This window comes from Limnobacter humi (assembly GCF_024518835.1).
Classification (GTDB): domain Bacteria; phylum Pseudomonadota; class Gammaproteobacteria; order Burkholderiales; family Burkholderiaceae_B; genus Limnobacter; species Limnobacter humi.
Window position 1 is genome coordinate 687,966 of the sequence record NZ_JANIGO010000001.1, and the last position, 23,348, is coordinate 711,313.

General features: G+C 56.5%; 20 protein-coding genes. 8 read left to right on the plus strand and 12 right to left on the minus strand.

What is annotated here, in order from left to right:
* Position 1: 1 nt before the first annotated feature.
* Positions 2-496 carry an OmpA family protein gene (locus NQT62_RS03290; protein WP_256763535.1) on the minus strand — a complete coding sequence of 165 codons (495 nt, stop codon included), beginning with the start codon at positions 494-496 and terminating at the stop codon, positions 2-4.
* 202 nt (positions 497-698) lie between these two features.
* Here NQT62_RS03290 and tssK point away from each other — a divergent pair, with 202 nt between their 5' ends.
* The 6 genes from tssK to NQT62_RS03320 all read left to right on the plus strand — a co-directional run bounded on the left by tssK (position 699) and on the right by NQT62_RS03320 (position 9,957).
* On the plus strand, positions 699-2,042 hold the full coding sequence (tssK, locus tag NQT62_RS03295) for a type VI secretion system baseplate subunit TssK (protein WP_256763142.1): 1,344 nt from the start codon (positions 699-701) through the stop codon (positions 2,040-2,042).
* The gene (gene tssL / locus NQT62_RS03300; RefSeq protein WP_256763143.1) at positions 2,039-3,415 is read left to right on the plus strand and encodes a type VI secretion system protein TssL, long form; all 1,377 of its coding nucleotides are present in this window, start codon (positions 2,039-2,041) and stop codon (positions 3,413-3,415) included. Before tssK ends, tssL begins: the two co-directional genes overlap by 4 nt.
* 7 nt (positions 3,416-3,422) lie before the next feature.
* Positions 3,423-6,899, plus strand: coding sequence for a type VI secretion system membrane subunit TssM (tssM, locus tag NQT62_RS03305; protein ID WP_256763144.1), 3,477 nt, complete (start codon positions 3,423-3,425; stop codon positions 6,897-6,899).
* Between the two features lie 8 nt (positions 6,900-6,907).
* Entirely contained in the window at positions 6,908-7,435 is a 528-nt protein-coding gene (gene tagF, locus NQT62_RS03310) for a type VI secretion system-associated protein TagF (RefSeq protein ID WP_256763536.1), read from the plus strand.
* Positions 7,426-9,069 carry a serine/threonine protein kinase gene (locus tag NQT62_RS03315; RefSeq protein WP_256763145.1) on the plus strand — a complete coding sequence of 548 codons (1,644 nt, stop codon included), beginning with the start codon at positions 7,426-7,428 and terminating at the stop codon, positions 9,067-9,069. Before tagF ends, NQT62_RS03315 begins: the two co-directional genes overlap by 10 nt.
* 66 nt (positions 9,070-9,135) lie before the next feature.
* Positions 9,136-9,957, plus strand: a complete 822-nt coding sequence (locus tag NQT62_RS03320) for an MBL fold metallo-hydrolase (protein ID WP_256763146.1) — start codon at positions 9,136-9,138, stop codon at positions 9,955-9,957.
* 14 nt (positions 9,958-9,971) lie between these two features.
* Here the strand turns inward: NQT62_RS03320 and lipA are convergent, their stop codons facing one another.
* Together lipA and lipB are read right to left on the minus strand one after the other, a co-directional pair.
* Positions 9,972-10,919, minus strand: coding sequence for a lipoyl synthase (gene lipA / locus NQT62_RS03325; protein ID WP_256763537.1), 948 nt, complete (start codon positions 10,917-10,919; stop codon positions 9,972-9,974).
* 71 nt (positions 10,920-10,990) lie between these two features.
* Positions 10,991-11,647 carry a lipoyl(octanoyl) transferase LipB gene (lipB, locus tag NQT62_RS03330; protein WP_256763147.1) on the minus strand — a complete coding sequence of 219 codons (657 nt, stop codon included), beginning with the start codon at positions 11,645-11,647 and terminating at the stop codon, positions 10,991-10,993.
* 71 nt (positions 11,648-11,718) lie between these two features.
* On the opposite strand from lipB, the gene NQT62_RS03335 reads away from it, so the two are divergent.
* Both NQT62_RS03335 and NQT62_RS03340 read left to right on the plus strand, forming a co-directional pair.
* Complete coding sequence (locus tag NQT62_RS03335; RefSeq protein WP_256763148.1) at positions 11,719-12,420, plus strand: GNAT family N-acetyltransferase; 702 nt, start codon at positions 11,719-11,721, stop codon at positions 12,418-12,420.
* Positions 12,420-13,088: a cupin domain-containing protein gene (locus tag NQT62_RS03340; RefSeq protein ID WP_256763149.1), complete on the plus strand. Its 669-nt coding sequence runs from the start codon at positions 12,420-12,422 to the stop codon at positions 13,086-13,088. Before NQT62_RS03335 ends, NQT62_RS03340 begins: the two co-directional genes overlap by 1 nt.
* Here the strand turns inward: NQT62_RS03340 and icmF are convergent.
* The 9 genes from icmF to gshA all read right to left on the minus strand — a co-directional run bounded on the left by icmF (position 13,081) and on the right by gshA (position 23,300).
* Positions 13,081-16,395 (minus strand): fused isobutyryl-CoA mutase/GTPase IcmF, encoded by a 3,315-nt coding sequence (icmF, locus tag NQT62_RS03345; RefSeq protein ID WP_256763150.1) that lies wholly within the window; start codon positions 16,393-16,395, stop codon positions 13,081-13,083. The two genes, NQT62_RS03340 and icmF, sit on opposite strands and share 8 nt — an antisense overlap.
* Positions 16,355-16,702, minus strand: a complete 348-nt coding sequence (locus NQT62_RS03350) for a DUF4212 domain-containing protein (RefSeq protein WP_256763151.1) — start codon at positions 16,700-16,702, stop codon at positions 16,355-16,357. The genes icmF and NQT62_RS03350 overlap by 41 nt, the downstream gene beginning before the upstream one ends.
* 12 nt (positions 16,703-16,714) lie before the next feature.
* A complete protein-coding gene (metW, locus tag NQT62_RS03355) occupies positions 16,715-17,332 on the minus strand; it encodes a methionine biosynthesis protein MetW (RefSeq protein ID WP_256763152.1) in 618 nt (205 codons plus the stop codon).
* A complete protein-coding gene (metX, locus tag NQT62_RS03360) occupies positions 17,329-18,486 on the minus strand; it encodes a homoserine O-succinyltransferase MetX (RefSeq protein WP_256763538.1) in 1,158 nt (385 codons plus the stop codon). Before metX ends, metW begins: the two co-directional genes overlap by 4 nt.
* Before the next feature lie 67 nt (positions 18,487-18,553).
* Positions 18,554-20,302 carry a phosphoenolpyruvate--protein phosphotransferase gene (gene ptsP, locus NQT62_RS03365; RefSeq protein ID WP_256763153.1) on the minus strand — a complete coding sequence of 583 codons (1,749 nt, stop codon included), beginning with the start codon at positions 20,300-20,302 and terminating at the stop codon, positions 18,554-18,556.
* A 53-nt stretch (positions 20,303-20,355) separates the two neighbouring features.
* A complete protein-coding gene (locus NQT62_RS03370) occupies positions 20,356-20,625 on the minus strand; it encodes an HPr family phosphocarrier protein (protein ID WP_256763154.1) in 270 nt (89 codons plus the stop codon).
* Positions 20,594-21,055, minus strand: a complete 462-nt coding sequence (locus tag NQT62_RS03375) for a PTS sugar transporter subunit IIA (protein ID WP_256763155.1) — start codon at positions 21,053-21,055, stop codon at positions 20,594-20,596. Before NQT62_RS03375 ends, NQT62_RS03370 begins: the two co-directional genes overlap by 32 nt.
* Positions 21,049-22,014 (minus strand): glutathione synthase, encoded by a 966-nt coding sequence (gene gshB, locus NQT62_RS03380; RefSeq protein WP_256763156.1) that lies wholly within the window; start codon positions 22,012-22,014, stop codon positions 21,049-21,051. The genes NQT62_RS03375 and gshB overlap by 7 nt, the downstream gene beginning before the upstream one ends.
* Positions 22,011-23,300, minus strand: a complete 1,290-nt coding sequence (gene gshA / locus NQT62_RS03385; RefSeq protein ID WP_256763157.1) for a glutamate--cysteine ligase — start codon at positions 23,298-23,300, stop codon at positions 22,011-22,013. The genes gshB and gshA overlap by 4 nt, the downstream gene beginning before the upstream one ends.
* Positions 23,301-23,348 lie beyond the last annotated feature (48 nt).

Consider the following 23,348-nt stretch of genomic DNA (forward strand, 5'->3'; position numbering starts at 1 on the left):
GTCAGGGTGCTCGGCCAATTTCAACACGTCGATTGGCCGATGAGAACGGATTATCCACGTCAGCCAGTTGCTGGGCTCCCTTGCCCTCAACGGTCAGCAAGCCGGGCGACACCCCTTTGCCGATCAGGTAATCCTTGACCGCCTTGGCCCGTGCTTGAGACAGGGCGAGATTGAACGCTGCATCACCACTGGCATCGGCATGTCCCGTCACCACAATCGCAGGGGAGCCAGCAGGTCGGGTCACCAACACCTCGGCAAACACATCCAGTTGCCTGCGCAATGCATCGGGCAGATCCGCGGAGCCCAAGCGAAAGTGCGCATTCGGAATTGAAAAGCGAACAGCCGGTTTGAAACCCATGCACTGAAAGCCGTTGCGTTTCAGCTCCTCGCACGCGTCTTCGGGAAATAACCCCTCCCGAACATCCGCTGCCTTCGGTACTCGACGACCCAAATCAATCACGGCTGAATCGGCCAAGGCATCCAACCCACAAACCATACCAAACACGAAAAAACACCACTTAAATGCCCTGATGCACGTCATAGCTACTCCTTTGTGGGTACGTCAATGCAGAAACAATCACCCCGAAACGCTTTCTGCTACGCTTTTCTTGGCAAGTTGCGGAGTCTAGTCGTTCTGATTTTTTTCCGTCTTCGAGTGATACTCGCCACCCATCGAATCACGCAAAGCATCCCCCGACATGACTAAAAACAATCCAGTGCTGTGGACTGAAGGTTTGTTTCTGCTGCCACAACATTTCCAGCAACAGGAACGTTACTTGCTGACTCAGATCCAGAGCAGACTGCGCGACTTTCAGGCCCATGTGCACGGCTTCACAGACCTTGAACTGGACAACGCGGCACTTCAAGCGGGGCAAATCAGCATTCTTCGTGCCACCGGCTACTTTGCCGATGGCACGCGGTTCGACATTCCATCTGAAGCGGCAGCGCCAGCCAGTCTGGAGCTTCCAGATCACCTTCCATCGCAAATCATTTGGTTGGCCCTACCATCACCGCACCCCCTGGAAAGCCACTTGGCTGTGGACAACCAGACAGGCCGCTACAACATGGTTCAGGCGGATGTTCGAAATGTGTCGGCGCCGGATGGCCTGTTGGACACTCTAGAACTGGGTCAACTATGCCTACGGCTGATGCGGGACGATGAACCACGACAGGGGTATATTTGCCTGCCGGTGGTTCTGGTGAAATCGGTGGAAGACCGCCATGTTCATTTGGACACCACCTACATTGCCCCCCACCTGAACTGCCGCACGCAGCCCAACATTCAGCGTTACTGCAACAGTGTGTTGGGTTTGCTGGGCAATCGGATCGAGCACCTCAAAAACCGCAGCTTCCGGACAAACAGCCACAGCAGCAGTGAATTGGGGGACTTCCTGTTGTTACAGTCCTGCATGGCTCATCACTTAAGCCTGTCGCATTTAATTCAAAGACCCACACTGCATCCTGAATTGCTGTACCTTCATTTTCTGCAGTGCCTGGGCAGCTTGTGTGTACATAGCCACGTTCAAATTGGTCTGAACTTCCAGCCGCACTATCTCCACGATGACTTGGCGCTGAGTTTCCAGCAATTGGTGGACGCCATCTCGGAGGCACTGTCTGTCACGCATGACCAGCGAGTCCACGCCATTCCCCTGCAAGCAAAGGGCAATGGCGTGTATCTCGCCAACATCACGGACCCAGGGCTGATTTCAACTGCGCATTTTGTTCTGACCATTCGGGCCGATGTACCCGACGCGCTGATCCGGGAACGATTTCCAAGCACTGTCAAAATTGGTCCTGCGGATCGGCTGCGCGATTTGGTCAATCTCAATTTGCCGGGTGTGCGCCTCAAGCATCTGAATAGCGCACCGCCAGCACTGCCGTATTACGCAGATCATTTGTATTACCAACTGGAAACCCGAAGCGATGTGCTGTGGAAGCAATTGCCGGAAACAGGTCACCTGGCGCTACACTGCGCTGGTGAATTTCCGGGGCTTCGGCTGGAATTGTGGGCGATCCAAGCGCCAGGGGAGCAATCCACATGACAGACGACCCACTGTTCAGCCTGGGTGGTGAACGCACGGTGATCAAACCGCGCCTAGCCCGCGCAGCCAATACTGCAAAACAGCCCGCCACCGATGCACTGGACAACCTTCTGGGTTGTTCAATGGAGGCCCGCCCTGGAAGCACTGCGGCCAATACAGACCCTGATTGGGCCTACGCGCTGCGGCGATTTGCTGGTGGAGCACCCAGCTTTACAAACAATGTTTTACTGCAGCACAGCATTGGCCTGCTTCGGCTTGGCCACAGCATACAGACGCAAGCGGCGTTAACCCGACCAGATCTGCTGGCTGACACCTGCATGGCTGGCCTGAAAGCTTTGGATAGCCATCTGCAACGGCTGAATCGTCCCCAGGCCGAACGCGTATCCGTTCGGTATTTGCTGTGCAGCATGCTGGACGAGTTTGCCGCAAATACGCCATGGGGCGGTTCAGGCCTGTGGGCCAAGCACAGCTTGCTGCTGCATTTTTTTCAGGAAACCTGGGGGGGTGAAAAATGCTTTTCGCTGCTGCAGCGTTTCATGCAAACACCGGCTGAACATCGGGATTTGCTGGAATTGATGCTGTGGATTCTGGCCAGTGGATTCAAAGGAAAATACCACGTCGAGGCCCAAGGCGACTGGGCCATTGCCCAGCTGCTTGGACAGGTTTACCGTCTACTTGGTCAAACCCGAAATCCCAACCAGGTGTTCAACAATACAGCGTGGACCAGCAAGGCCCCTGCGCTCAAACAGGGTTTGAAAATCCTGCCGATTTCCCTGCCTGTCGGTGCGGCGCTGTTGGTGATGGCAATGCTATTTGCCGTGTTGCGAGGCCTGTTGAACATTGAATCCGATGCAACCCAACAGGCTTTTGATCGACTGACCTGGCCGGAAACTGCTCGAAGTTCCACAGCCGCGCCGTTGTCCATGACAGCCCAGTTTCCCGAGCAACTCAGCCTAGTTCGTCAATTGCAAGACGATATTGTGAACGGATACCTAACCCTTCGCGAGCAGGGGTCTCGTTCCACCGTTATCCTGACCAGTGACCACCTGTTTGATTCTGGTCGTGCAGACATCCATCCTGCGGCAATACCCCTGCTAGTCCGAGTCGCTCAGGCGATGGCCACCCACCCAGGCCACATCACCATCACTGGTTACACCGACGATCAACCCATCCGTTCTTTGCGCTATCCCTCGAATTGGCAATTGTCAGAGGACCGTGCGCGCCACGTGCGCGCATTGGTGGCCCCCCACTTGCCCAATGTGGAGATGGTCAGCGAGGGTGCTGGTTCGGCCAACCCACTCGTCAGCAACGCAACACCGGAAGGCCGAGCAAAAAACAGGCGTGTGGAAATCACGCTGAACCACAAACCCTGAATTCACCATGACACTTCGTATTGCTCTGTCCGGTCTGGCGTTGACCCTCCTATTGGCGTTGATTTGGTGGTTTGGACCACTCATCTCGGTCAGTGGCCACATACCACTGGAGACGGTGGTGTCGCGGGTGTTGCTCATGACGCTGGTCAGCCTGTGCGTACTAGCCCCCTTGGCCTGGCAGCTCATTCAGCGCTTGCGCTCAGAAATGGGATTGAAGCGTGGCTTGACCCGACAACAAGAGGAAGCCCGCGATGAGGAACGTGTGGTGGCGGAGCGTTTTTCAGCCGCTATTCAAACGCTACGGCAACACCAACACCGCCGCAAATGGCGACTGACACGCCCCGGCTTGTATGGTTTGCCCTGGTATGTGTTGATCGGCCCGCCTGGCAGTGGAAAAACCACGGCACTGATGCATTCCGGTTTGCGTTTTCCGCTGCAAGCCACCTTGGGAGTAGGCTCCATTCAGGGCGTGGGTGGTACGCGACATTGCGATTGGTGGTTCACGGACGACGCTGTGCTGATTGACACCGCTGGGCGTTTCACCACGCAGGATTCCAATCAGCAATCCGATGCTGCAGCCTGGTCGCAGTTTCTCAACCTCTTGAAACGTCACCGCCCCCGCCAGGCGCTCAATGGTGTTCTATTGGTGATTAGCGTGGCCGATTTGAACGGACCATCGAGTCATCGAGACATTCTTGCGTCCAACATTGCACGGCGCCTTCAGGAGCTGACCACGCAGTTGGGGGCATGTCCTCCAGTGTATGTCCTGGTCACCAAACTTGATTTGCTGCCCGGTTTTATCGACACCTGTGCACCCCTGTCAGAAGCAGACCGCCAAAAGGGTTTGGGCATCAATTTGCCGCACCCGTTGCCCGCGGATTGGCGCATGGCCCTTCAACAAGGGTTTTCACAAATCCAACTGGATTTGCAGGAAGGCTTGCATGCCCGGCTGGATGCTGCAACCTCTGGCATCCGTAAAATCCGTTTGATGGAATTCTTGCCGGAATTCGCCAACCTGCAAACGCCGCTGATGACGCTGCTGGAGAACAGTGTACGGACCGAGAGCACATTCGAAAAAAACATCGATTTGCGAGGTGTGTATTTCACCAGCGGGACCCAGGACGGTGGTTCACTGGATCGAATTCTGAGTGGGCTGAACCGCTTGGCTGGACAGGATCCATCTGCGGGCAGTCCGCGCGAAGCTCGCAGCTATTTCATTCAACGATTGCTCACGGAGGTGGTGTTTGCCGAACAGCACCTGGCTGGCGTCAATTGGCGGCAGGTTCATCGGGAACGAACGCTGCGCATGCTTGCATGGTGTGCACTGATGTTTTTTAGCGTGATATACGGCTTACTGAGCTGGGTCAGTTATACCAATAATCGCAACTGGCTGGGCGCTCAGTCCGCCACAGCAGGAGCGCTTCAGGGTGAACTGGACAAAGCCCACATCCAGAACCTGCGTGATTTGCCCGCGGTGGTGCATGCACTGAATGTGTTTACTGAACCTTCTGAAGCAGACACGCCATTCAAAGACCTCGGTCTGAATCAAACTGACAAAGTGAACCACGCCCGTGAGCAGGCCTATCGCCGGGGCCTTCAACACACCTTGGCACCGTTGGTGGAACAGCAACTGGCGAAAGCCCTTGAAGATAGTATTCAACGGGGCAGGCCAGACATGGCTGTCTATGAGCAGTTGAAAGCACTGGTGATGTGGCATGACCCTGTTCATCGCGACACCCATGCACTGATGAAAATCCTGTGGATGAATTGGTCCGCGCAGATCCTGCCCACCTTTCCGCAAATCAACCCCGATGATGTGAAGGCCCACCTGGTTGCGTTGCTCGCGATGGGTCCAGAAGCAAGCCCTGCCGATTCGAATGCTCGGTTGATCGAATCTGCCAGACGGTTATTGCAAAGCCAGTCCACCGCACAGCGTATTTACCAATCATTGAAAAACGGTTTTATAGCACCGCCAGGGTCGATGACGTCGATTACCCAGGTGGTGGGTGCCTCATCTGCGCATTTGTTCAAACGACAGGATGGAGGCTCATTGAGTGAGCCTCTGTCCGCGCTGTTCACCAAATCGGCAGCCATCACCTACATCATCCCGGAATCCATCAAACAGGCGCAACTGCTCGCCGGGGAATCCCAATGGGTTCTGGGCCAGGACAGTACACCTGTGCATGACAGCCCCACTGAGATTGAGCGTCAAAGTCGTCAAGTGCGTGAACTGTACGTGGCAGACTACATCCAGTACTGGGATTCACTGCTTCGGCAAGTTCAACTGGACAAGCCCGGCAATCTCGACGAGGCGGTCAACGGCGCACGGACATTGGCGCAAACCGAATCACCGTTGAAGACATGGTGGACGTGGGTTTGGAAACAAACCCGTTTGGGTGCCGATGCCATGACAGCACTTCAAGCCGGTCAGGCGGTGCTGCCCCAACAGGTGCATCAAGGCCTGCCAGGTAAGGCATTGTCGGGTGGTGCGAACCTGCTGAAGGCAGATGGCCCATCCCGTTTCATCGAACAGCAAGTGGATGATCACTTTCGAACGTTCCATGATTTGTTTGCCGGGCAGGCTGAGGGCTATGCGCGTGTGGGCGCCCTGCTCAATGATGTGTATGCACAACTGGCAGCGGTTGCGGCAGCCCAACGAGGAAAAACTGCGCCGCCTGCATCAGGTAATCTCGACACACTGAAGGTGAGTGCGGGTTTGCTGCCCGACCCCGTGCGCCTGACCATATTGCCCTTGATCAACATGGCAGGCCAGCAGGGCGACAAGGCTGAGCGGGCCAACATGGCCGATGCACTGAAACCTCTGCGAGACTTGTGCCTGCGCACCGTGGCCAATCGCTATCCCTTTCAAACAGCGTCAGGGCTGGATGTGCTCAGTGATGACTTTGTTCGGCTATTTGCGCCAGGCGGGCAGATGGATCAGTTTTTCCAGACACACCTGCAGGCCGTGGTTGACAGGGGTAGCAATCCCTGGCGATTCAAACCCGCCGTGGATGGCGCAAGCCGAACAGGGGGCGCTTATCTGGCTGAGTTTCAGCGGGCCGCCCGTATTCGCGATGTGTTGTTTGCAGAGGGCGGACAACGAGCTGGTTTTGAGCTTGATCTGAAACTGGTGTCAGCCTCATCACCCAACGATGTTTTTTACCTCGACAACAACGGCAAGTTGCTCATGTTCTCGATGCAATGGGATCCCCGACACACGCTGCAATGGACTGCTGGAGGCCCGACCAGCTTCATCAAATACAGGGTCAGCAACATGACAGAGCGACTCATTCAGGGTCCGTGGGCCCTGTTTCGATGGATGGATTTGGCATCGATTCAAACCACAGATCGACCCGAGTTGTTCAAAGCGGCTTTTGTGGTTGACGGGAAACGGTTTGAATTTGAAGTGCTGGCCCACTCTGCCATACACCCGCTGCGTCTGACCGAACTGCGCAAATTCTCATGTCCCGGGACTCGTGGATGATTCGCCGGATGTGTCTGGGAAAAATTCCGGGTGTGGGAGACTTTGTATCTCGCGGAATAACACCCACGATGGCTCGAGATTGGTACGACTGCCTGTCTCACTGGATGCAGTCTGGCCAAGTCCGACGCGGTGCTGACTGGCCGACAGCCTTCTTGGGCGCTGCAGCGTTGGGCTTTCATGGACCAGACAGCCTAGCGCAGGACCGTCTGCCGCTTGGCCATTGGCTGGGCGTTGTCTTGCCGTCGGTGGACCGGGTGGGGCGACTTTTCCCCTGGCTGGTCATGGAATACCATACCGGGCCGCTGTCCGCCCACCACCTGTCACTGCACCTTCAACAATGTTTTGACATGGGTATTGCGGCCATTCGCGACAATTGGAACACCAGACAACTGGATGCCCTTTTCTCCCAGCCATGGCATGGGGACACCAATCTTCCCATCACCACCGGGCCCTGGTATTTGTGGTCACTGGATCATGGTCAGCCTCCCAGTCGTCAGGGTGCCGTGGCCCGCTTGCTGGATGTCTCATGGCCATGACGTCAACACCCCAGGCACTGCGCCACGGATTCCAGCTGAATGAATACACCATCCGCGACGTGGTAGGAATGGGGGGATTCGGTGTGGTGTACCGGGCTTGGGATTGCCAACTGGAACGTGAGGTGGCGATCAAGGAATACCTGCCTTGTGCATTGGCGCATCGGGCAGTTGATGACCAGGTGAAGGTTCTGGCACCCAAGCATCAGGCACTCTTCGATGCTGGAATGCGCAGCTTTATCAACGAAGCACGGCTACTGGCCCAGTTTGATCACCCAGCCCTGGTCAAGGTTTACCGGTTTTGGGAGGCACACGGCACGGCTTACATGGTGATGCCCTTGTACCACGGCGTGCCGTTGAAAACCTGGTGGTCCAGCGTACCATTGACTGCCCGAGAGGCCGAACTGAAACGATTGATCACCGTGCTGTGCAGTGCGCTGGACATGCTCCATCAGCAACAGTGTTTTCACAGAGACATTTCCCCCGACAATATTCTGGTGTTGAACAACACCGGGCAACCGGTGCTCCTCGACTTTGGTGCAGCCCGCCGTCAGATTGGGAGCAGCACCCAGGCCTTCACCGTGGTGCTCAAGGCCAGCTATGCTCCAATTGAACAGTATGCGGAGGATCCTGATTTGCAGCAGGGCCCATGGACGGACATATATGCCTTGGGTGCTGTCATGCATGACCTGATGGCAGGTAAACCGCCACCGTCTGCTGTTACTCGAATGATTCAGGACCCCTATCAACCCCTGACTGATCAAACTTGCTTATACAGTGCGGAACTGTGTGACTGCGTTAACCAGTGCTTACAGTTGCTGCCAGCACAACGGCCACAGCATGTGCAAGACCTGCAGATGAAACTCAGCAACATGCAGGATTCCCCAGGCTCAGCAGGTGAGCCCACTCAGATTCTTCCAAAGCGACCATACCAAAAACCCAGTCATGGGAAAAAAATCCATCCACTGTTGTCCACACGCGTCACGGCGATTGTAGGCACTGCACTGTTTTCTACAGTGGGGCTGTTAACCAGCATTGATTGGGGCATGCGTGAGCAAAAAGCCCAGGGGTCAGTATCCAATCAGATCCAGGCTGCTGTTTCAAATCCAGTGCAACGCCTTGACGTGGATGCCCTGATCGAAGTTGCCTGGAGAACTGTTCAACAACAGGGTGGTTTCCAGCCATTGCAGTTGAACGCACCAAACCCGGTTTTGAAGATTGGAAGGGATTTGTTATCTGTTGAGGTGAACACACCGCAGTCTGGCTGGTTGAGCGTATATGCGCTTACCACCGGGGGGCAATTCATTCGACTGTTTCCCAACCGCCGGTTTTCTGAATTGCGTGCAACAGCAGGAAAAACCCTGGTTTTTCCGCCGACCGCAGAGCCCATTCAATCGACAGGCCCAGCCGGCACCAACCGCTTGTGGTTTGTGGTGTCGCATCGGCCGCCCGTGGACACGGACCTGCACTGGACAGACCAGGCGGGTTATGACCAGTTGACCCTGAATGTTTATCAGAACCGAAGCGACGGGGGCCTGTTGTTGGGGCAACAACTGCTGCGTGCTGTCGGCTGTGGCAGCAACTCCTGCACAGACATCGGCGCCATTGGCACGCTACGCATTGAAGAAGTTGAATAATCACCCGCGGTCACCCGGCAAACAAGCTGCAAGGTATGATCAAGCGATTGATTTTGGAGACAACACATGACCTTTCGAATTCACCACATGAACTGCGGCACCATGTGCCCCCTGTGTGCACGTCTCATCAACGGCAGTGGTGGCTGGACCACCCGTGCCAAACTGGTGTGCCATTGCCTGTTGATCGAGAGTGACCACGGCTTGATTTTGGTGGACACCGGTGTGGGCACTGGTGATGTGAAAGAGCCCAAACGTCGGCTGGGTGGTGGCTTTCTGGCCATGACAAACCCGAAGTTGGACCTTTCCGAAACTGCCTTTGTGCAAATCAAGGCCAAGGGACTAAACCCGGCCGACGTGACCCACATTGTGCCCACGCACCTTGACCTTGACCACGCGGGTGGCTTGAGTGACTTCCCGGACGCGCAAGTGCATGTGCTGGGGGTTGAACTGAAACACGCCATTCAGCCCAGCAAAAAAGATAGCCTGCGCTTTCGCAAGGCACAGTTTGAACACGGCCCACGGTGGGTTGAACACAACCACACGCCCTTGAACTGGTTTGGTTTCGAGGCCCTGGCACCCATTCCCGAACTGGCCGACCAGCTGCTGATGGTGCCATTGATTGGACACACCCGTGGGCATGTGGGCGTTGCGGTGCGCAACGACCAGAAGTGGCTGTTGCATGCAGGTGATGCGTACTTCCACCGCACGCAGGTGGCGGCCACGCTGGCCATGCCTGCTGGTTTAAAGGTGTTTGAACAACTGGTCCAAACCTTGCCCGAACCCCGCAAGCGAACCACGGCCCGCCTGCGTGAACTGGCTTTGAAGCACCCCAACGATGTCGAGCTGTTTTGCGCGCACGACCCGGTGGAGTTTGAACGTTACCAGTAAAGCACGTGCCGGGCTTACACCAGCCCGTGCGCCTGTTGGTCTGCGTGGTAACTGGACCGCACCATGGCACCCACCGCAGCGTGGGTGAAACCCATCGCATAGGCCTTTTGCTCGAATACCTTGAACTGGTCCGGATGCACATAGCGGCGCACCGGCAGGTGGTGGCCGCTGGGTGCGAGGTATTGACCAATGGTCAGCATGTCGACGTGGTGGTCCCTCAGGTCTTGCATGACCGCCAGAATTTCATCATCGGTTTCACCCAAGCCCAGCATCAAACCACTTTTGGTGGGCGTGTTGGGGTGCAAGGCCTTGAAATCTTTCAGCAGCTTCAGGCTATGGTGGTAATCCGAGCCTGGACGTGCTTCTTTGTACAAGCGAGGCACCGTCTCCAGATTGTGGTTCATCACATCGGGCGGCGCGGCATTCAAAATCCCCAAAGCACGGTCCAGTCGACCACGGAAATCGGGCACCAGAATTTCAATTTTGGTGTTGGGTGACCATTCGCGGGTTTTCTCAATGCACGACACAAAGTGCGCAGCCCCGCCATCCCGTAGGTCGTCCCGGTCCACACTGGTGATGACCACATAATTCAAGCGCAAGGCAGCGATGGTTTTGGCCAGGTTCAGTGGTTCATCCACGTCCAGCGGATCGGGCCGGCCATGGCCCACATCGCAGAAGGGGCAGCGGCGGGTGCATTTGTCACCCATGATCATGAAGGTGGCAGTGCCTTTTCCGAAGCATTCACCGATGTTGGGGCAAGAAGCCTCTTCGCACACAGTGTGCAACTTGTGCTCGCGCAAAATCTCTTTGATTTCGTAAAAACGGCTGGATGGCGACGCGGCCTTGACCCGGATCCACTCGGGTTTTTTGAGCTGTTCCACCGGCACAATCTTGATGGGAATGCGCGCGGTTTTGGCCGCCGCCTTTTGCTTGATGGTGGGATCGGCCTTTTGGTTGGCCATGAGGTCGGCATTGCGAACCACGTCGTTTTTATCGCTCACATCATTCTCCATCAGCCCGTGGTGTGGGCTTTCTATCCGGATGCCGGTGGGTTCACAGGCGGGGACCCCGCGGATCGCGCTGAGTCCAATGCCTTCTGAAGATTTTTCACCAGAAGGAGTTGCATTTCACTGAGTGAAATTTTAACACCAATTGTTCGCAAATCCACCGTTTCCAGTCCGGCATAGCCACAGGGGTTGATGTGGGTGAATGGGGTGAGGTCCATGTCGACATTCAGTGACAGCCCATGGTACGTACAGCCCTTGCGTATTTTGATGCCCAAAGCCGCCACTTTGGCCAACTGGCCATGCCGCCAGGTGTACACGCCCGGCGCGCCCGGCTTGCGCTGCGCATCCGGCACGCCCACCGCGACCAGCGAGTCGATGATGACTTGCTCCAGCAAACTGACGTATTCCCGAACCTTCAACCCGTAATCATGCAGATTCAACAAGGGGTAAACAACAATCTGACCCGGCCCGTGATAGGTGATTTGCCCTCCGCGGTCGGTTTGAACCACGGGAATGTTGCTGCGCTGCAACAAATGTACTGGGTCGCCCGCCAAACCCAGGGTAAACACGGGTGTATGTTCACAGACCCATATTTCATCCGGTTGACCGGCCTGCCGCGCTTCAGTGAATGCTTTCATGGCCAGAAAAACAGGCGAATAATCGACCAAACCCCATGATTTCACTGGAATGAACCCTCCACTTTCAGTGGTTGTGTATTGCGGTGCGGAGGGATCTTGATGGATCATGGGCCTGTTTGAAACACGCCACCCGGGTGGCCTTGGTTGGTGAAATGTCTTCAGAAGCCATTGAATGGTTTGATGTGCCCAGCGTGCTGGGCCGGCGTGCCGCTGCACTGTTGGGCTTGTCCAAAGTACCGATTGTGGAGCTGGACAACAGCCACCGCCCCTTGATTTTGGCACATTTGCTGGCATTGGACGCGCAGGACCGTCGCATGCGTTTCAGTTACGCACTGGGCGATGGTGCAATTGCCAAATATGTGGCCAAGATCGACTTCGAGTCCGACTCCGTGTTTGGCATTTTCGGCAAGGACAACCACTTGCTGGGTGTGGTGCATTTGGGCATGCTGACGCCACCGGCTGAATCCAAAGCCCCCAAGGGTGCGGAGCTGGGCTTGTCCCTGAACGCAGACATGCGCGGCCACGGCTTGGGCACCTTGCTGTTTAAGCGGGCCCTGCAACGGGCCCGAAATGAGGGTGTTGAACGGCTGTTCATTTTCACCTTGATGGACAATGATGCCATGCTGGCCATTGCGCACAAGCTGGACATGCGCATCAGCACGGCCGATGGTCAGTGCGAGGCCCACTTGGACATCCGCCCCAGCAGCACATCGTCGGTAATTCGTGAGTTTGTGGATGAGCACCTGGCCGATCTGGATTATTTGTTTAAGGGCAGCCTGAACCAGTTCAAGCGCTGGACAGAGGAACTGACACCCTGATGTTGTTACACGCTGATTTATCCATTCGCGCCGTGGTGAACACCGGCGAGCTTCCATGGGTCGACTCGCCCACACCGGGCATTCAACGAAAGATGATCGAACGCGATGGCGATGAAATCGCCCGCTGTACGTCGATTGTCCGCTATGCCCCCAAGTCACAATTTCCAGCCCATTTGCACGGCGGGGGCGAGGAGATTTTGGTACTCGACGGCGTGTTTGAAGATGATTACGGCAGTTACCCCGCCGGCACTTACATCAAAAACCCGCCAGGCTCATCCCATGCGCCTGGCAGCACCACGGGCTGCACTTTACTGGTGAAGTTGCGCCACATGCAGCCCAGCGACACAGAACGGGTGGTGAAATCAACCGGGGAAGAAGTGTGGCACCCAGGCCTGGTGCACGGCTTGCAGGTGATGCCACTGGACAGTGTGGAAACACGGCACACTGCATTGGTGCGCTGGGCGCCCGGCACCCAGTTTCAAGCCCACCGCCACTGGGGCGGTGAGGAAATTTTTGTACTGGACGGTGTGTTTGAAGACGAACTGGGCAGCTATCCTGCGGGAACATGGATTCGCAGCCCGCACTTCAGCCAGCACAAACCGCGAAGCACCACAGGTTGCCTGATTTTTGTGAAAACAGGCCACCTCAACATTCCAGCACTTACATAGAACGCCGGTACTGCCCACCCACTTCAAACAAGGCACGGGTGATTTGCCCCAGCGAGCACACCCGCACCGCATCCACCAACACGTCAAACACATTGCCACCTTCCATGGCCGTGTGTTGCAAGCGCTTGAGCATGGGCCCTGCAGCATCGGCATGGCGTTGCTGGAAGTCGGCCAGGCGTTTCAACTGGCTTTGCTTTTCCTCTTCAGTGGCGCGGGCCAGTTCCAGGGCGTTGAGCGCCTCAACGTCTTCGTGCGGATTCAAGAAGGTATTCACACCGATGATGGGCAAGGTGCCGTCATGCTTCTGGATTTCATAGTGCATGGACTCTTCCTGGATTTTGCTGCGCTGGTAGCCGGTTTCCATGGCCCCCAACACGCCACCCCGTTCGCTGATGCGTTCCAGTTCTGACAACACGGCCTCTTCCACCAATTCAGTCAGTTCTTCGATGACGAAGGAACCCTGGTTGGGATTTTCGTTTTTCGCCAATCCCCATTCCTTGTTGATGATGAGCTGAATGGCCATGGCACGGCGAACGCTTTCTTCAGTGGGTGTGGTCACGGCCTCGTCATAGGCATTGGTGTGCAGGCTGTTGCAGTTGTCGTACACGGCAATCAGCGCCTGCAGGGTGGTGCGAATGTCGTTGAATGAAATTTCCTGTGCATGCAGGCTGCGACCACTGGTTTGAATGTGGTACTTCAGCTTCTGGCTGCGTTCGCTGGCGCCATAGCGCTCACGCATGGCCACCGCCCAAATGCGGCGCGCCACGCGGCCCAGCACGGTGTATTCCGGGTCCATGCCGTTGGAAAAGAAGAAGCTCAAGTTGGGCGCAAATTCATCAATCTGCATGCCGCGGGCCAAGTAGGCTTCCACGAAGGTGAAACCATTGCTGAGCGTGAAGGCCAACTGGGAAATGGGGTTGGCCCCAGCTTCGGCAATGTGATAACCCGAGATGGACACCGAATAGAAATTGCGGATTTCATGGTCGATGAAGTACTGCTGAATGTCGCCCATCACCCGCAAGCTGAATTCGGTGGAGAAGATGCAGGTGTTTTGGCCCTGGTCTTCTTTCAAAATATCGGCCTGAACCGTGCCGCGCACCGCCTTCAGGGTATTGGCCTTGATGTGGGCATATTCGTCGGCAGACGGCGCACGCTTGTGCTCCGCAGTGAATTTATCCACTTGCTGGTCAATGGCCGTGTTCAGGAACATGGCCAGAATGGTGGGGGCTGGTCCGTTGATGGTCATGGACACACTGGTGCTGGGTGCGCACAAGTCGAAACCGCTATACAACACCTTCATGTCATCCAGCGTGGCCACGCTCACACCACTGGTGCCCACCTTGCCGTAGATGTCGGGGCGTAGGTCGGGGTCGAAACCATACAGGGTGACTGAGTCGAATGCGGTGGACAGGCGCTTGGCCTGGCTGGTGGCCGACAGCATTTTGAACCGCTTGTTGGTGCGGGCTGGATCACCTTCACCGGCAAACATGCGGGTGGGGTCTTCACCCTCGCGCTTGACCGGAAAAACACCCGCGGTGTAAGGAAAATAACCGGGCAGGTTTTCCAGCATCACAAACCGCAACAGGTCCGCCTGACTGGTGAAGCGGGGCAAGCTGACGCGGTTTACTTTCAAGCCGCAGAGGGTGGTCGCGGTGAGTGGCGCTTGCAACGCCTTGCCGCGCACTTCATAGGTGAGTACATCACCGGCATAGCCCGCTGCAATGGCTTGATACTGCTGCATGGCCTGCTTGGCCATGGGGCTGAGCTGGTTGCTGGCCGTGGTGACAAGGTCACCGAGCGCGTCCACAGCTTTGTCTTTGTCAGGTTTGGCGGCAATCAACAACTGCTGTGCGCGCTGCAGGCTTTCCAGGTCAAACAGGGCGGACACATCGCGCGCCACCTGTTTTTTGTAACCGCGAATGGTGGATGCGATATCCGACAAATACCGCACACGGTCCGATGGCACCAGCGACTTGAGTGTGGTGGAATGCTTGGTGTCGATGTGGTTGAACAGGCCCCGAGCAGGCTTTTCGATGGGTAACAATGCGCGCAGGGCTTTGTAGAGGGCACTCACACCATCGTCATTAAAACGGCTGGCCAGTGTGCCGTACACCGGCATGGTGTCGGGCATGCTGGTAAAGGCCATGCGGTTGCGTTGTACCTGTTTGCACACATCACGCAGTGCATCCAGCGCGCCTTTGCGATCAAATTTGTTGACGGCCACCAAATCGGCAAAATCCAGCATGTCGATTTTTTCGAGTTGGCTGGCCGCGCCATATTCCGGCGTCATCACATACAGGCTGAAATCCACATGCGGCACAATCGCAGCGTCGCCCTGGCCAATGCCCGGGGTTTCCACCATCACCAAGTCAAAACCAGTGGCACGGCACAACGCGATGATGTCGGGCAGCGTGGCGGGCACTTCTTGGGCAGAGTCTCGTGTGGCCAGCGAGCGCATGAAAACGCGGGCCTTGGGTGCCTCACCTGTCGTGGTTTGCCAAGGGCCGATGGCATTCATGCGAATGCGATCGCCCAGCAATGCACCACCGGTTTTTCGGCGAGACGGGTCGACACACACCACGGCGATGTTCAATTCATCGCCATGGTCCATGCGCAGGCGGCGTATCAGCTCATCGGTCAGGCTGGACTTGCCGGCACCGCCTGTGCCCGTGATACCCAACACCGGGGTTTTGGATTGCTTGGCCAAATCTCGCAAGGCAAGCAGAGCAGGCTCACTGAATGAGCCCCGTTCCAACTGGGTAATGACTTGGGTGAGTGTGGGCCAGCTGCCAGCCAACTTGCACAAGCCCTCTGGCGTAAAAGCCACAGAAGGTGCAGCGCGCTTGGCCCGGTGCTCGGCGGCCCGGGCAATCATGTCGCCGATCATGCCTTCCAGACCCATTTTTTGACCATCCTGCGGGCTGTAAATGCGGTTCACGCCATACGCCTGCAGTTCATCAATTTCAGCTGGAAGAATAACGCCACCGCCACCGCCAAACACCTGAATGTGCCCGGCACCCCGGCGGCGAAGCTCATCCACCGTGTACTTGAAAAATTCGTTGTGGCCGCCCTGGTAGGAGCTAACCGCCAGGCCATCGGCGTCTTCGTCGATGGCAGCATCGACCAATTCCTGCACTGAGCGGTTGTGGCCCAAATGAACCACTTCAGCGCCTTGACTTTGCAGCAGGCGGCGAATCATGTTGATGGCGGCATCGTGGCCGTCGAACAGGCTGGAGCCCGTGACAAACCGCAGTGGTGTGGAGGTGTTAGTGCCGGCTTGCGTCACTTCCCCTGAGCTGATTTTCATGTGTGTCTCCTGCTTCTGCGCGATTGTTGGTCATCGCTTTCGTGGGTGTTGAATTCTGTTGTCCGTCCAAGCGGTCCATGGTCCAAGCATAGCAAACCACCAGGCCCAGAAAACTGACAAGAAGGGCGCCCGAGATGATCCAATAGGACAACGGCACGCCAAACAAGACGGCCTCGGACACCGGGGCAAACAACACAGCACCCAGAATGAGGACAATCCAGACCCCCAAAATGCGCCAGGTCAACCGTTTAACCGCCTGCCAATACGCGTATTGCTGCGGACTGAGAAGGGGCTCCGGTGCACGCATGGTGTAGATGCCTTACACAAACCGGGGTTTGAAGCGATACACGGCCAGGGTACTGCGCAGTGCACCGAGGAAGTCCACAGCCTGCCCGTCCAGAAACAGCCGTTTGCCCAGTACGGTAAAGCCAATTTGCGCCACCAGCGCTTCAAAGTCTTTGACGGTGCACAGGTGGATGTTGGGGGTGTCGTACCACTGGTACGGCATTTGTTTGGACACAGGCATGCGACCCAAGGCAATGGACCACACATGAAACCAGTGACCAAAATTGGGAAAAGACACAATGCCCTCACGACCCACCCGGCCAATTTCCTTCAAAATAATTTCGGTGTTCCGCATGGCCTGCAGGGTTTGAGAGAGGATGACCACATCGAAGGTCTGGTCATCGAACATCGCCAAACCAGCCTCGAGGTCCTGCTGAATCACATTGACCCCGTTCTGAATGGACTGCTGCACCTTCAGATCATCAATTTCCACACCATAACCGGTCACGTTCCGGGTGTGTTTCAAGCGGGCCAGAAAAGAACCATCGCCGCAACCAAGGTCGAGCACGCGTGCGCCCTCGGGAACCCAGGACTCAATGAGATCAAGGTCGGCCCGAGGCACCACAATGGGCAAGCTTTGAGTGCCTTTCATGACAGCTCCTTGGCAATGCGCTCGAAATACCGGCGCACCACCGTGTGGTAACGCTCGTCGGTCAACAGAAACGCGTCATGCCCGTGGGGCGCGTCAATTTCGGCATAGCTGACGTCCCGGTGGTTGGCCATCAGGGCCTCCACAATTTCACGGGTGCGTTCGGGCGCAAAACGCCAGTCGGTGGTGAAACTCACCAACAGGAAGCGAGCTTTGGCTGCCTCCAGGGCCTTGGCCAGGTCACCCCCTGTGTGGCGCGCCGGGTCAAAATAATCCAAGGCTTTGGTGATCAGCAAATAGGTGTTGGCATCAAAGTAATCCGCAAATTTGTCGCCCTGGTAGCGCAGGTAACTTTCTACCTGGAAATCCACATCCAGACCGTAGTTGTAATCGCCATTGCGCAGGTTTCGGCCAAACTTTTCGGACATGTCGTCGCCCGACAGGTAGGTGATGTGGCCAATCATGCGGGCCAAGCGCAGGCCCCGCTTGGGCACCACCCCATGTTCGTAATAATTGCCGCCGTGGAAATCGGGGTCGGACACAATGGCCTGGCGGGCCACCTCATTGAACGCGATGTTTTGTGCACTCAGCTTGGGGGTGGACGCAATCACCATGCAATGGGCCACGCGGTCCGGGTAACTCAGGCTCCATTGCAGCGCCTGCATGCCCCCCAAGCTGCCCCCCATCACCGCCGCAAAGCGCTGAATGCCCATGCGGTCGGCCAAGCGGGCTTGGGCATTCACCCAGTCTTGAACGGTGACAAACGGAAATGCAGCGCCATAGGGTTTGCCAGTGGCCGGGTTGACTGAACTGGGGCCAGTGGACCCGAAGCAAGAGCCCAGGTTATTCACGCCAATCACGAAAAAGCGGTTGGTATCCAGGGGCTTGCCGGGGCCAATCATGTTGTCCCACCAACCAGTGCTTTTGTCTTCGCCCTCGTACAAGCCCGCCACATGGTGGGATGCATTCAGCGCATGGCAAATCAATACCGCATTGGATTTGTCTGCATTCAAGGTGCCATAGGTTTCTACCATCAAGCTGTATTGCTGGATGGTTTTGCCGCATTCAAGCAAGAGCGGCTCATCAAAGTGAAATTCGGTGGGGGTGACATACCCCACGGATTGTGGATCAGGCACGGTGAATCGAACTAAAAACAGGTGGGCAACGGCGGTTGCAAGCCTTTGAGTATAAATCGCTTATTGAAAATTTTTGCCGGGTTGGGCGTCACTCTTCATGCAGATGGCGCATCAATGCGTCAATTTTATCAATCTCGAAGCCGCGGGCCATTCGCTTGACCAATTTCTGAGTGGCCTCAAAATCCGTTTTTAAGAGCAGCTCCTTCACATCCAGCAACTGGGAGGGGTGCATGGAATACTGCGTCAACCCCATGCCCAAGAGCAGGCGTGTTAGACGGATATCACCCGCCATTTCCCCGCACACACTGACCTCGGCACCCGCCTTTTCTGCGCTCTGAATGACCTCATACACCAAGCGCAAAACAGCCGGATGCAGCGGGTCGTACAGGTGCGCCACCTGATTATCAACACGGTCAACCGCCAGGGTGTACTGGATGAGGTCGTTGGTGCCGATCGACACGTAATCCAGGTATTTCAAAAACTGAGGAACGCTCAGCGCCGCCGCTGGCACTTCGATCATCCCACCAATCGGCACAGCCTGGTTGGCCTGAATGCGCCGCTCGGCCAACTGCTCACGGGCCAGATCGATGTAGGCCAGCGCCTGCTTGGTTTCCCGAATATTGGTCAGCATGGGCAGCAAAATTTTGACAGGTCCATACTTGGCAGCCCGCAGCACGGCACGAATTTGCGTGAGAAAAATAGCGGGTTCAGCCAAGCTGAAACGGATGGAACGCAAGCCCAGGGCCGTGGAGCTGGAGGTGGGTGGCGCCCCGCTACCGCCTTCCAACTGCAGGGTTTTGTCCGCGCCCAAATCCAGGGTTCGCACCGTCACCGGGCGCCCTTTCATGGCCTTGATTACTTTGCGATAGGCTTCAAATTGCTCGTCTTCAGATGGCCAGTCTTTCCGGTTCATGAACAGAAACTCGGAACGGAAAAGCCCGACACCGTCAGCATTGGATTCAACCACCCGCTCAACATCATTGGGCAGTTCAATGTTGGCCATGAGGTGAATGCGACGGCCACACTGGGTTTTGGCCTCGGTGGTGATGAGGCGTTTGAGACGTTGGCGGGACAATGCCAGAATGGCTTGCTTGCGTTGGTACTCGTCGATCACGGCTTGGGCCGGATCCAGAAACACCGCACCCACTTTGCCATCCACAACGACCAAGTCACCGTTGTGGACAAATTCAAGCGCACGAGGCACCCCAACCACCGCTGGAATTCCCAAACTACGCGCCACGATGGCGGTGTGGGACGTTGCGCCGCCCAACTCGGTGACAAATGCACCCACGCGCCGCCCTTTCAACTGAACCATGTCCGCCGGGGAAATGTCATGGGCCACAATCAGCCAGGGGTCCTCATTTTCGCCTTCAGGCGGCAGCGGCAGGGATGTGGCATGACCGCGCAGGGCTTTCAATACCCGCTCCACCACCTGCCGCACGTCGGCATTGCGTTCCCGAAAGTAGTCGTCCTCAATGGCGGCGAACTGCGCCAACAACACGTCCATTTGCTCAACCAGCGCCCACTCGGCATTGATCAGCTTGCTGGCAATCAACTCCTTGGGAACTTCAGACAGGATCGGATCCTGCAGGATCAAGCTGTGAAGATTGAGCAGCGCATCGAATTCTGCCGGGGAATCCGCGCCAATCTGCGCGCGAATATCGGTGAGTTCCACCATCACACGCTTGACGGCAAGCTCAAATCGCTTTTTCTCGAACCGCACCGACTTTTTGTCGATGCGGTTGCGGGGAATATCGCGCATGGCCGTGTCCCACACCAGGGCTCGGCTCACCGCAATTCCGCGTGACACTGCAATGCCATGCAAGGCCAGGGTCATGTCTGCTCCATCTTCTGAGAGGCGAGCCTGAAGGGTCGCCTTCTAATTGTTGTTTACTCGCCTTCGCCAAACTTGTCGTTGATAAGGGCCACCAAAGCGGAGATTGCATCGGCCTCATCATTGCCCTCGGCCTCCAGCACCACATCGTGGCCCTTGCCAGCTGCCAACATCATGACGCCCATGATGCTTTTTGCGTTGACACGCCGCCCAGCCTTTGAGATCCACACGTCCGACTGAAAACGGCTGGCAGTTTGCGTCAACTTGACAGAGGCCCGGGCATGCAGGCCCAACTTATTGCTGATGGTGATCTCTTGCTGAATCATGGTGCGGTGCAGGGTTATTGGTTTGTCGTTGCGGTGTGGTTGGGCCGGTGCTCACAATCCCATTGCGCCCCCCCATCACCAGTTTCTCAGCCACGTCGTGAATCGGCAAGCTGCGGTAGCTCAGGGCTCGGATCAACATGGGTACACTGCAGCCAGCGACCAACACCGATGGAAAACCCAACCCGTCGCTGGCCTTAACCGCAGCATTGGACGGTGTTGCGCCAAAAAGGTCCGTGAGAAACACCACCCCATCACCTTCCTGGACATCCTTGGCAGCCTGCTGAATTCGGAGAACCGTGTACTCCAGTGCATCGTCAGCACCCACATCCACCACGGCAATGCCAGTGGGTACTTGACCCAGAATGTGGTTCATGACATCCACCGTGGCCTGCCCCAGCGGTGCATGGCCCACCAAAACAAGGCCTAACATGGGGCCACCTCAAGCTTTCGCTCAATGGCTTGCACGAACATCTCGGCGACATTAAACCCGGTTTGATCCATGATTTCCCGGAAACAGGTCGGACTGGTGACATTGACTTCGGTCAGGTTCCGGCCAATGACGTCCAAACCGACCAACAACAAGCCGCGGTCTTTCAGAATGGGCCCCAGTGTCTCGGCAATCTGGCGATCTGTGTCCGACAGTGGCTGGGCTCGGCCTGTGCCGCCTGCAGCCAGGTTGCCACGGTGCTCTCCTTCTTTCGGCAGGCGTGCCAGGCAATACGGCACCGGCTCACCATCAATCAGCAACACCCGTTTGTCGCCATCCACAATCTCGGGAATATAGCGTTGAATCATCGCGGTTTTGCGGCCATGCTCGGTGAGTGTCTCTAATATCACACCGGTATTGGGGTCTCCCTTGGTCATTCGGAAAATAGAGGAACCTCCCATGCCATCCAGCGGCTTGGCAATCGCATCGGGGTGCTCTTCCAAAAAGCCGCGCAGCTGGTCAGCATTGCGAGAGACCAGGGTGGGCACCACAAACTGTGAAAATTGCGCAATCGTGAACTTCTCGTTGTGGTCCCGAATGGCCGACGGTTTGTTAAAGACTCGCGCACCTTCACGCTCGGCCTGTTCCAACAACCAGGTGGATGTCACAAATTCGGCATCAAATGGCGGATCTTTGCGCATCACCACTGCGGTCAGTTCCTTCAAGGCCACCGTGCTGGTGCTCTGAACGGTGTACCACGGTTTCTGACTGCGATCCATGGCGATCCAGCTTACCGTGGCCCGTACACATTCGCCGTGCTTCCACCACAGGGCACCATCTTCAATAACACCGATGCGCCAGCCCCTGGCCTGCGCTGCCTCCATCATGGCGATGGATGAGTCTTTCTTGGGATTGAGCGAGGTCAGTGGGTCGATGACACAGACGAAAGTTTTCAGGCTCATGCGATGAGCTCCGTGGGGATGGTGGCCTCAATTTCCTGGGAGGCAGCCAGCGCAGCCAGGCGGCCAATCACACCATAAGCATAGAAGCGGTTGACTGCTGCATCGGGACGATCTGCACAATCGGGGGTGTTGCAAGGGGATTCAAACGCCAAGGGTACGAAGTGCATGCCGGGTGCGTTCAAGTTTTCATCGCGGCCACGTCCGGTGTGAACGCGGTAAAAACCACCCACGACGTATTTGTCGATCATGTATACCACGGGTTCTGCAACCGCCTCATCAATATTTTCGAAGGTGTGGACACCCTCTTGGATCAAGACATCGGACACTTCCAAACCTTCTTTCACCACCGACATTTTGTTGCGCTGTTTGCGATTCAGCCCCACCACTTCGGCCGCATCTTTGACGGTCATGATGCCCATGCCATAGGTGCCTGCATCGGCTTTCACCACCACATAAGGCTGCTCGGCAATGCCATATTCAGCGTATTTAATGCGGGTCTTGGCTAGAATCTCGTTGACCGCCTCGGCCAGCGACTCTTCTCCAACGCGTTCATGAAAATTCAACTGACCGCGCTGTGTGAAATACGGATTGATCAACCAGGGATCGATTTCGAGCATTTCAGCAAAGGAATCCACCACATGGTTGTAGCACTGGAAATGGGTGCTTTTCCGGCGCGTGGCCCAGCCAGCATGCACAGGTGGGACCACAATTTGACCATTGAGGCCCTGCAACACCGGCGGCACACCAGCCGACAGGTCATTGTTGAGAAGCACGGCACAGGGCTCCATCCCATCCACACCCACGCGATTGCCTTTGCGTTGCAGGGGCTCAATCAACAAGCTCTGCCCGTCGGGCAGATCGAATCGGGTGGGCTCGGTGATGTCCTCAGACACCGACCCCAGGCGAATGTCCAACCCGGTTTGTTTCAAAATGGCAGCCAGGCGCGCCACGTTGGTGAGATAAAACGTGTTTCGGGTATGGCGCTCTGGCACCAGCACCATGCTTCTGGCCTCCGGGCAGATGCGCTCAATGGCGCTCAGCGCTGCCTGAATGGCCAAGGGCATCATTTCCGGGGCGAGGTTGTTGAAGCCACCCGGGAACAGGTTGGTATCAACCGGGGCAAGCTTGAAGCCCGAATTGCGCACATCCACCGAACTGTAGAAAGGGGGGGTGTTGTCATTCCAGGCCATGCGGAACCACCGTTCGATTTCGGTGGTTTTGTCCAGAAAGCGTTTTTCGAGGTCCTGCAAAGGACCGCTGAGCGCGGTGACCAGGTGGGGAACCATTGTCTTTCCAAAGTAATGCACTGTTGGCAAGTGTAATGCGCTTTGGGC

What these genes read in the sequence shown, in the direction of transcription:
- NQT62_RS03290 (WP_256763535.1), bottom strand. Translation starts at nt 496, where the DNA reads ATGGTTTGTGGGTTGGATGCCTTGGCCGATTCAGCCGTGATTGATTTG.
- tssM (WP_256763144.1), top strand. Translation starts at nt 3,423, where the DNA reads ATGACACTTCGTATTGCTCTGTCCGGTCTGGCGTTGACCCTCCTATTG.
- lipA (WP_256763537.1), bottom strand. Translation starts at nt 10,919, where the DNA reads ATGGCCAACCAAAAGGCCGATCCCACCATCAAGCAAAAGGCGGCGGCC.
- NQT62_RS03350 (WP_256763151.1), bottom strand. Translation starts at nt 16,702, where the DNA reads ATGCGTGCACCGGAGCCCCTTCTCAGTCCGCAGCAATACGCGTATTGG.
- NQT62_RS03370 (WP_256763154.1), bottom strand. Translation starts at nt 20,625, where the DNA reads ATGATTCAGCAAGAGATCACCATCAGCAATAAGTTGGGCCTGCATGCC.
- NQT62_RS03340 (WP_256763149.1), top strand. Translation starts at nt 12,420, where the DNA reads ATGTTGTTACACGCTGATTTATCCATTCGCGCCGTGGTGAACACCGGC.
- tssK (WP_256763142.1), top strand. Translation starts at nt 699, where the DNA reads ATGACTAAAAACAATCCAGTGCTGTGGACTGAAGGTTTGTTTCTGCTG.
- tagF (WP_256763536.1), top strand. Translation starts at nt 6,908, where the DNA reads ATGTGTCTGGGAAAAATTCCGGGTGTGGGAGACTTTGTATCTCGCGGA.
- NQT62_RS03375 (WP_256763155.1), bottom strand. Translation starts at nt 21,055, where the DNA reads ATGTTAGGCCTTGTTTTGGTGGGCCATGCACCGCTGGGGCAGGCCACG.
- metW (WP_256763152.1), bottom strand. Translation starts at nt 17,332, where the DNA reads ATGAAAGGCACTCAAAGCTTGCCCATTGTGGTGCCTCGGGCCGACCTT.
- gshB (WP_256763156.1), bottom strand. Translation starts at nt 22,014, where the DNA reads ATGAGCCTGAAAACTTTCGTCTGTGTCATCGACCCACTGACCTCGCTC.
- NQT62_RS03320 (WP_256763146.1), top strand. Translation starts at nt 9,136, where the DNA reads ATGACCTTTCGAATTCACCACATGAACTGCGGCACCATGTGCCCCCTG.
- ptsP (WP_256763153.1), bottom strand. Translation starts at nt 20,302, where the DNA reads ATGACCCTGGCCTTGCATGGCATTGCAGTGTCACGCGGAATTGCGGTG.
- icmF (WP_256763150.1), bottom strand. Translation starts at nt 16,395, where the DNA reads ATGAAAATCAGCTCAGGGGAAGTGACGCAAGCCGGCACTAACACCTCC.
- NQT62_RS03315 (WP_256763145.1), top strand. Translation starts at nt 7,426, where the DNA reads ATGGCCATGACGTCAACACCCCAGGCACTGCGCCACGGATTCCAGCTG.
- gshA (WP_256763157.1), bottom strand. Translation starts at nt 23,300, where the DNA reads ATGGTTCCCCACCTGGTCACCGCGCTCAGCGGTCCTTTGCAGGACCTC.
- tssL (WP_256763143.1), top strand. Translation starts at nt 2,039, where the DNA reads ATGACAGACGACCCACTGTTCAGCCTGGGTGGTGAACGCACGGTGATC.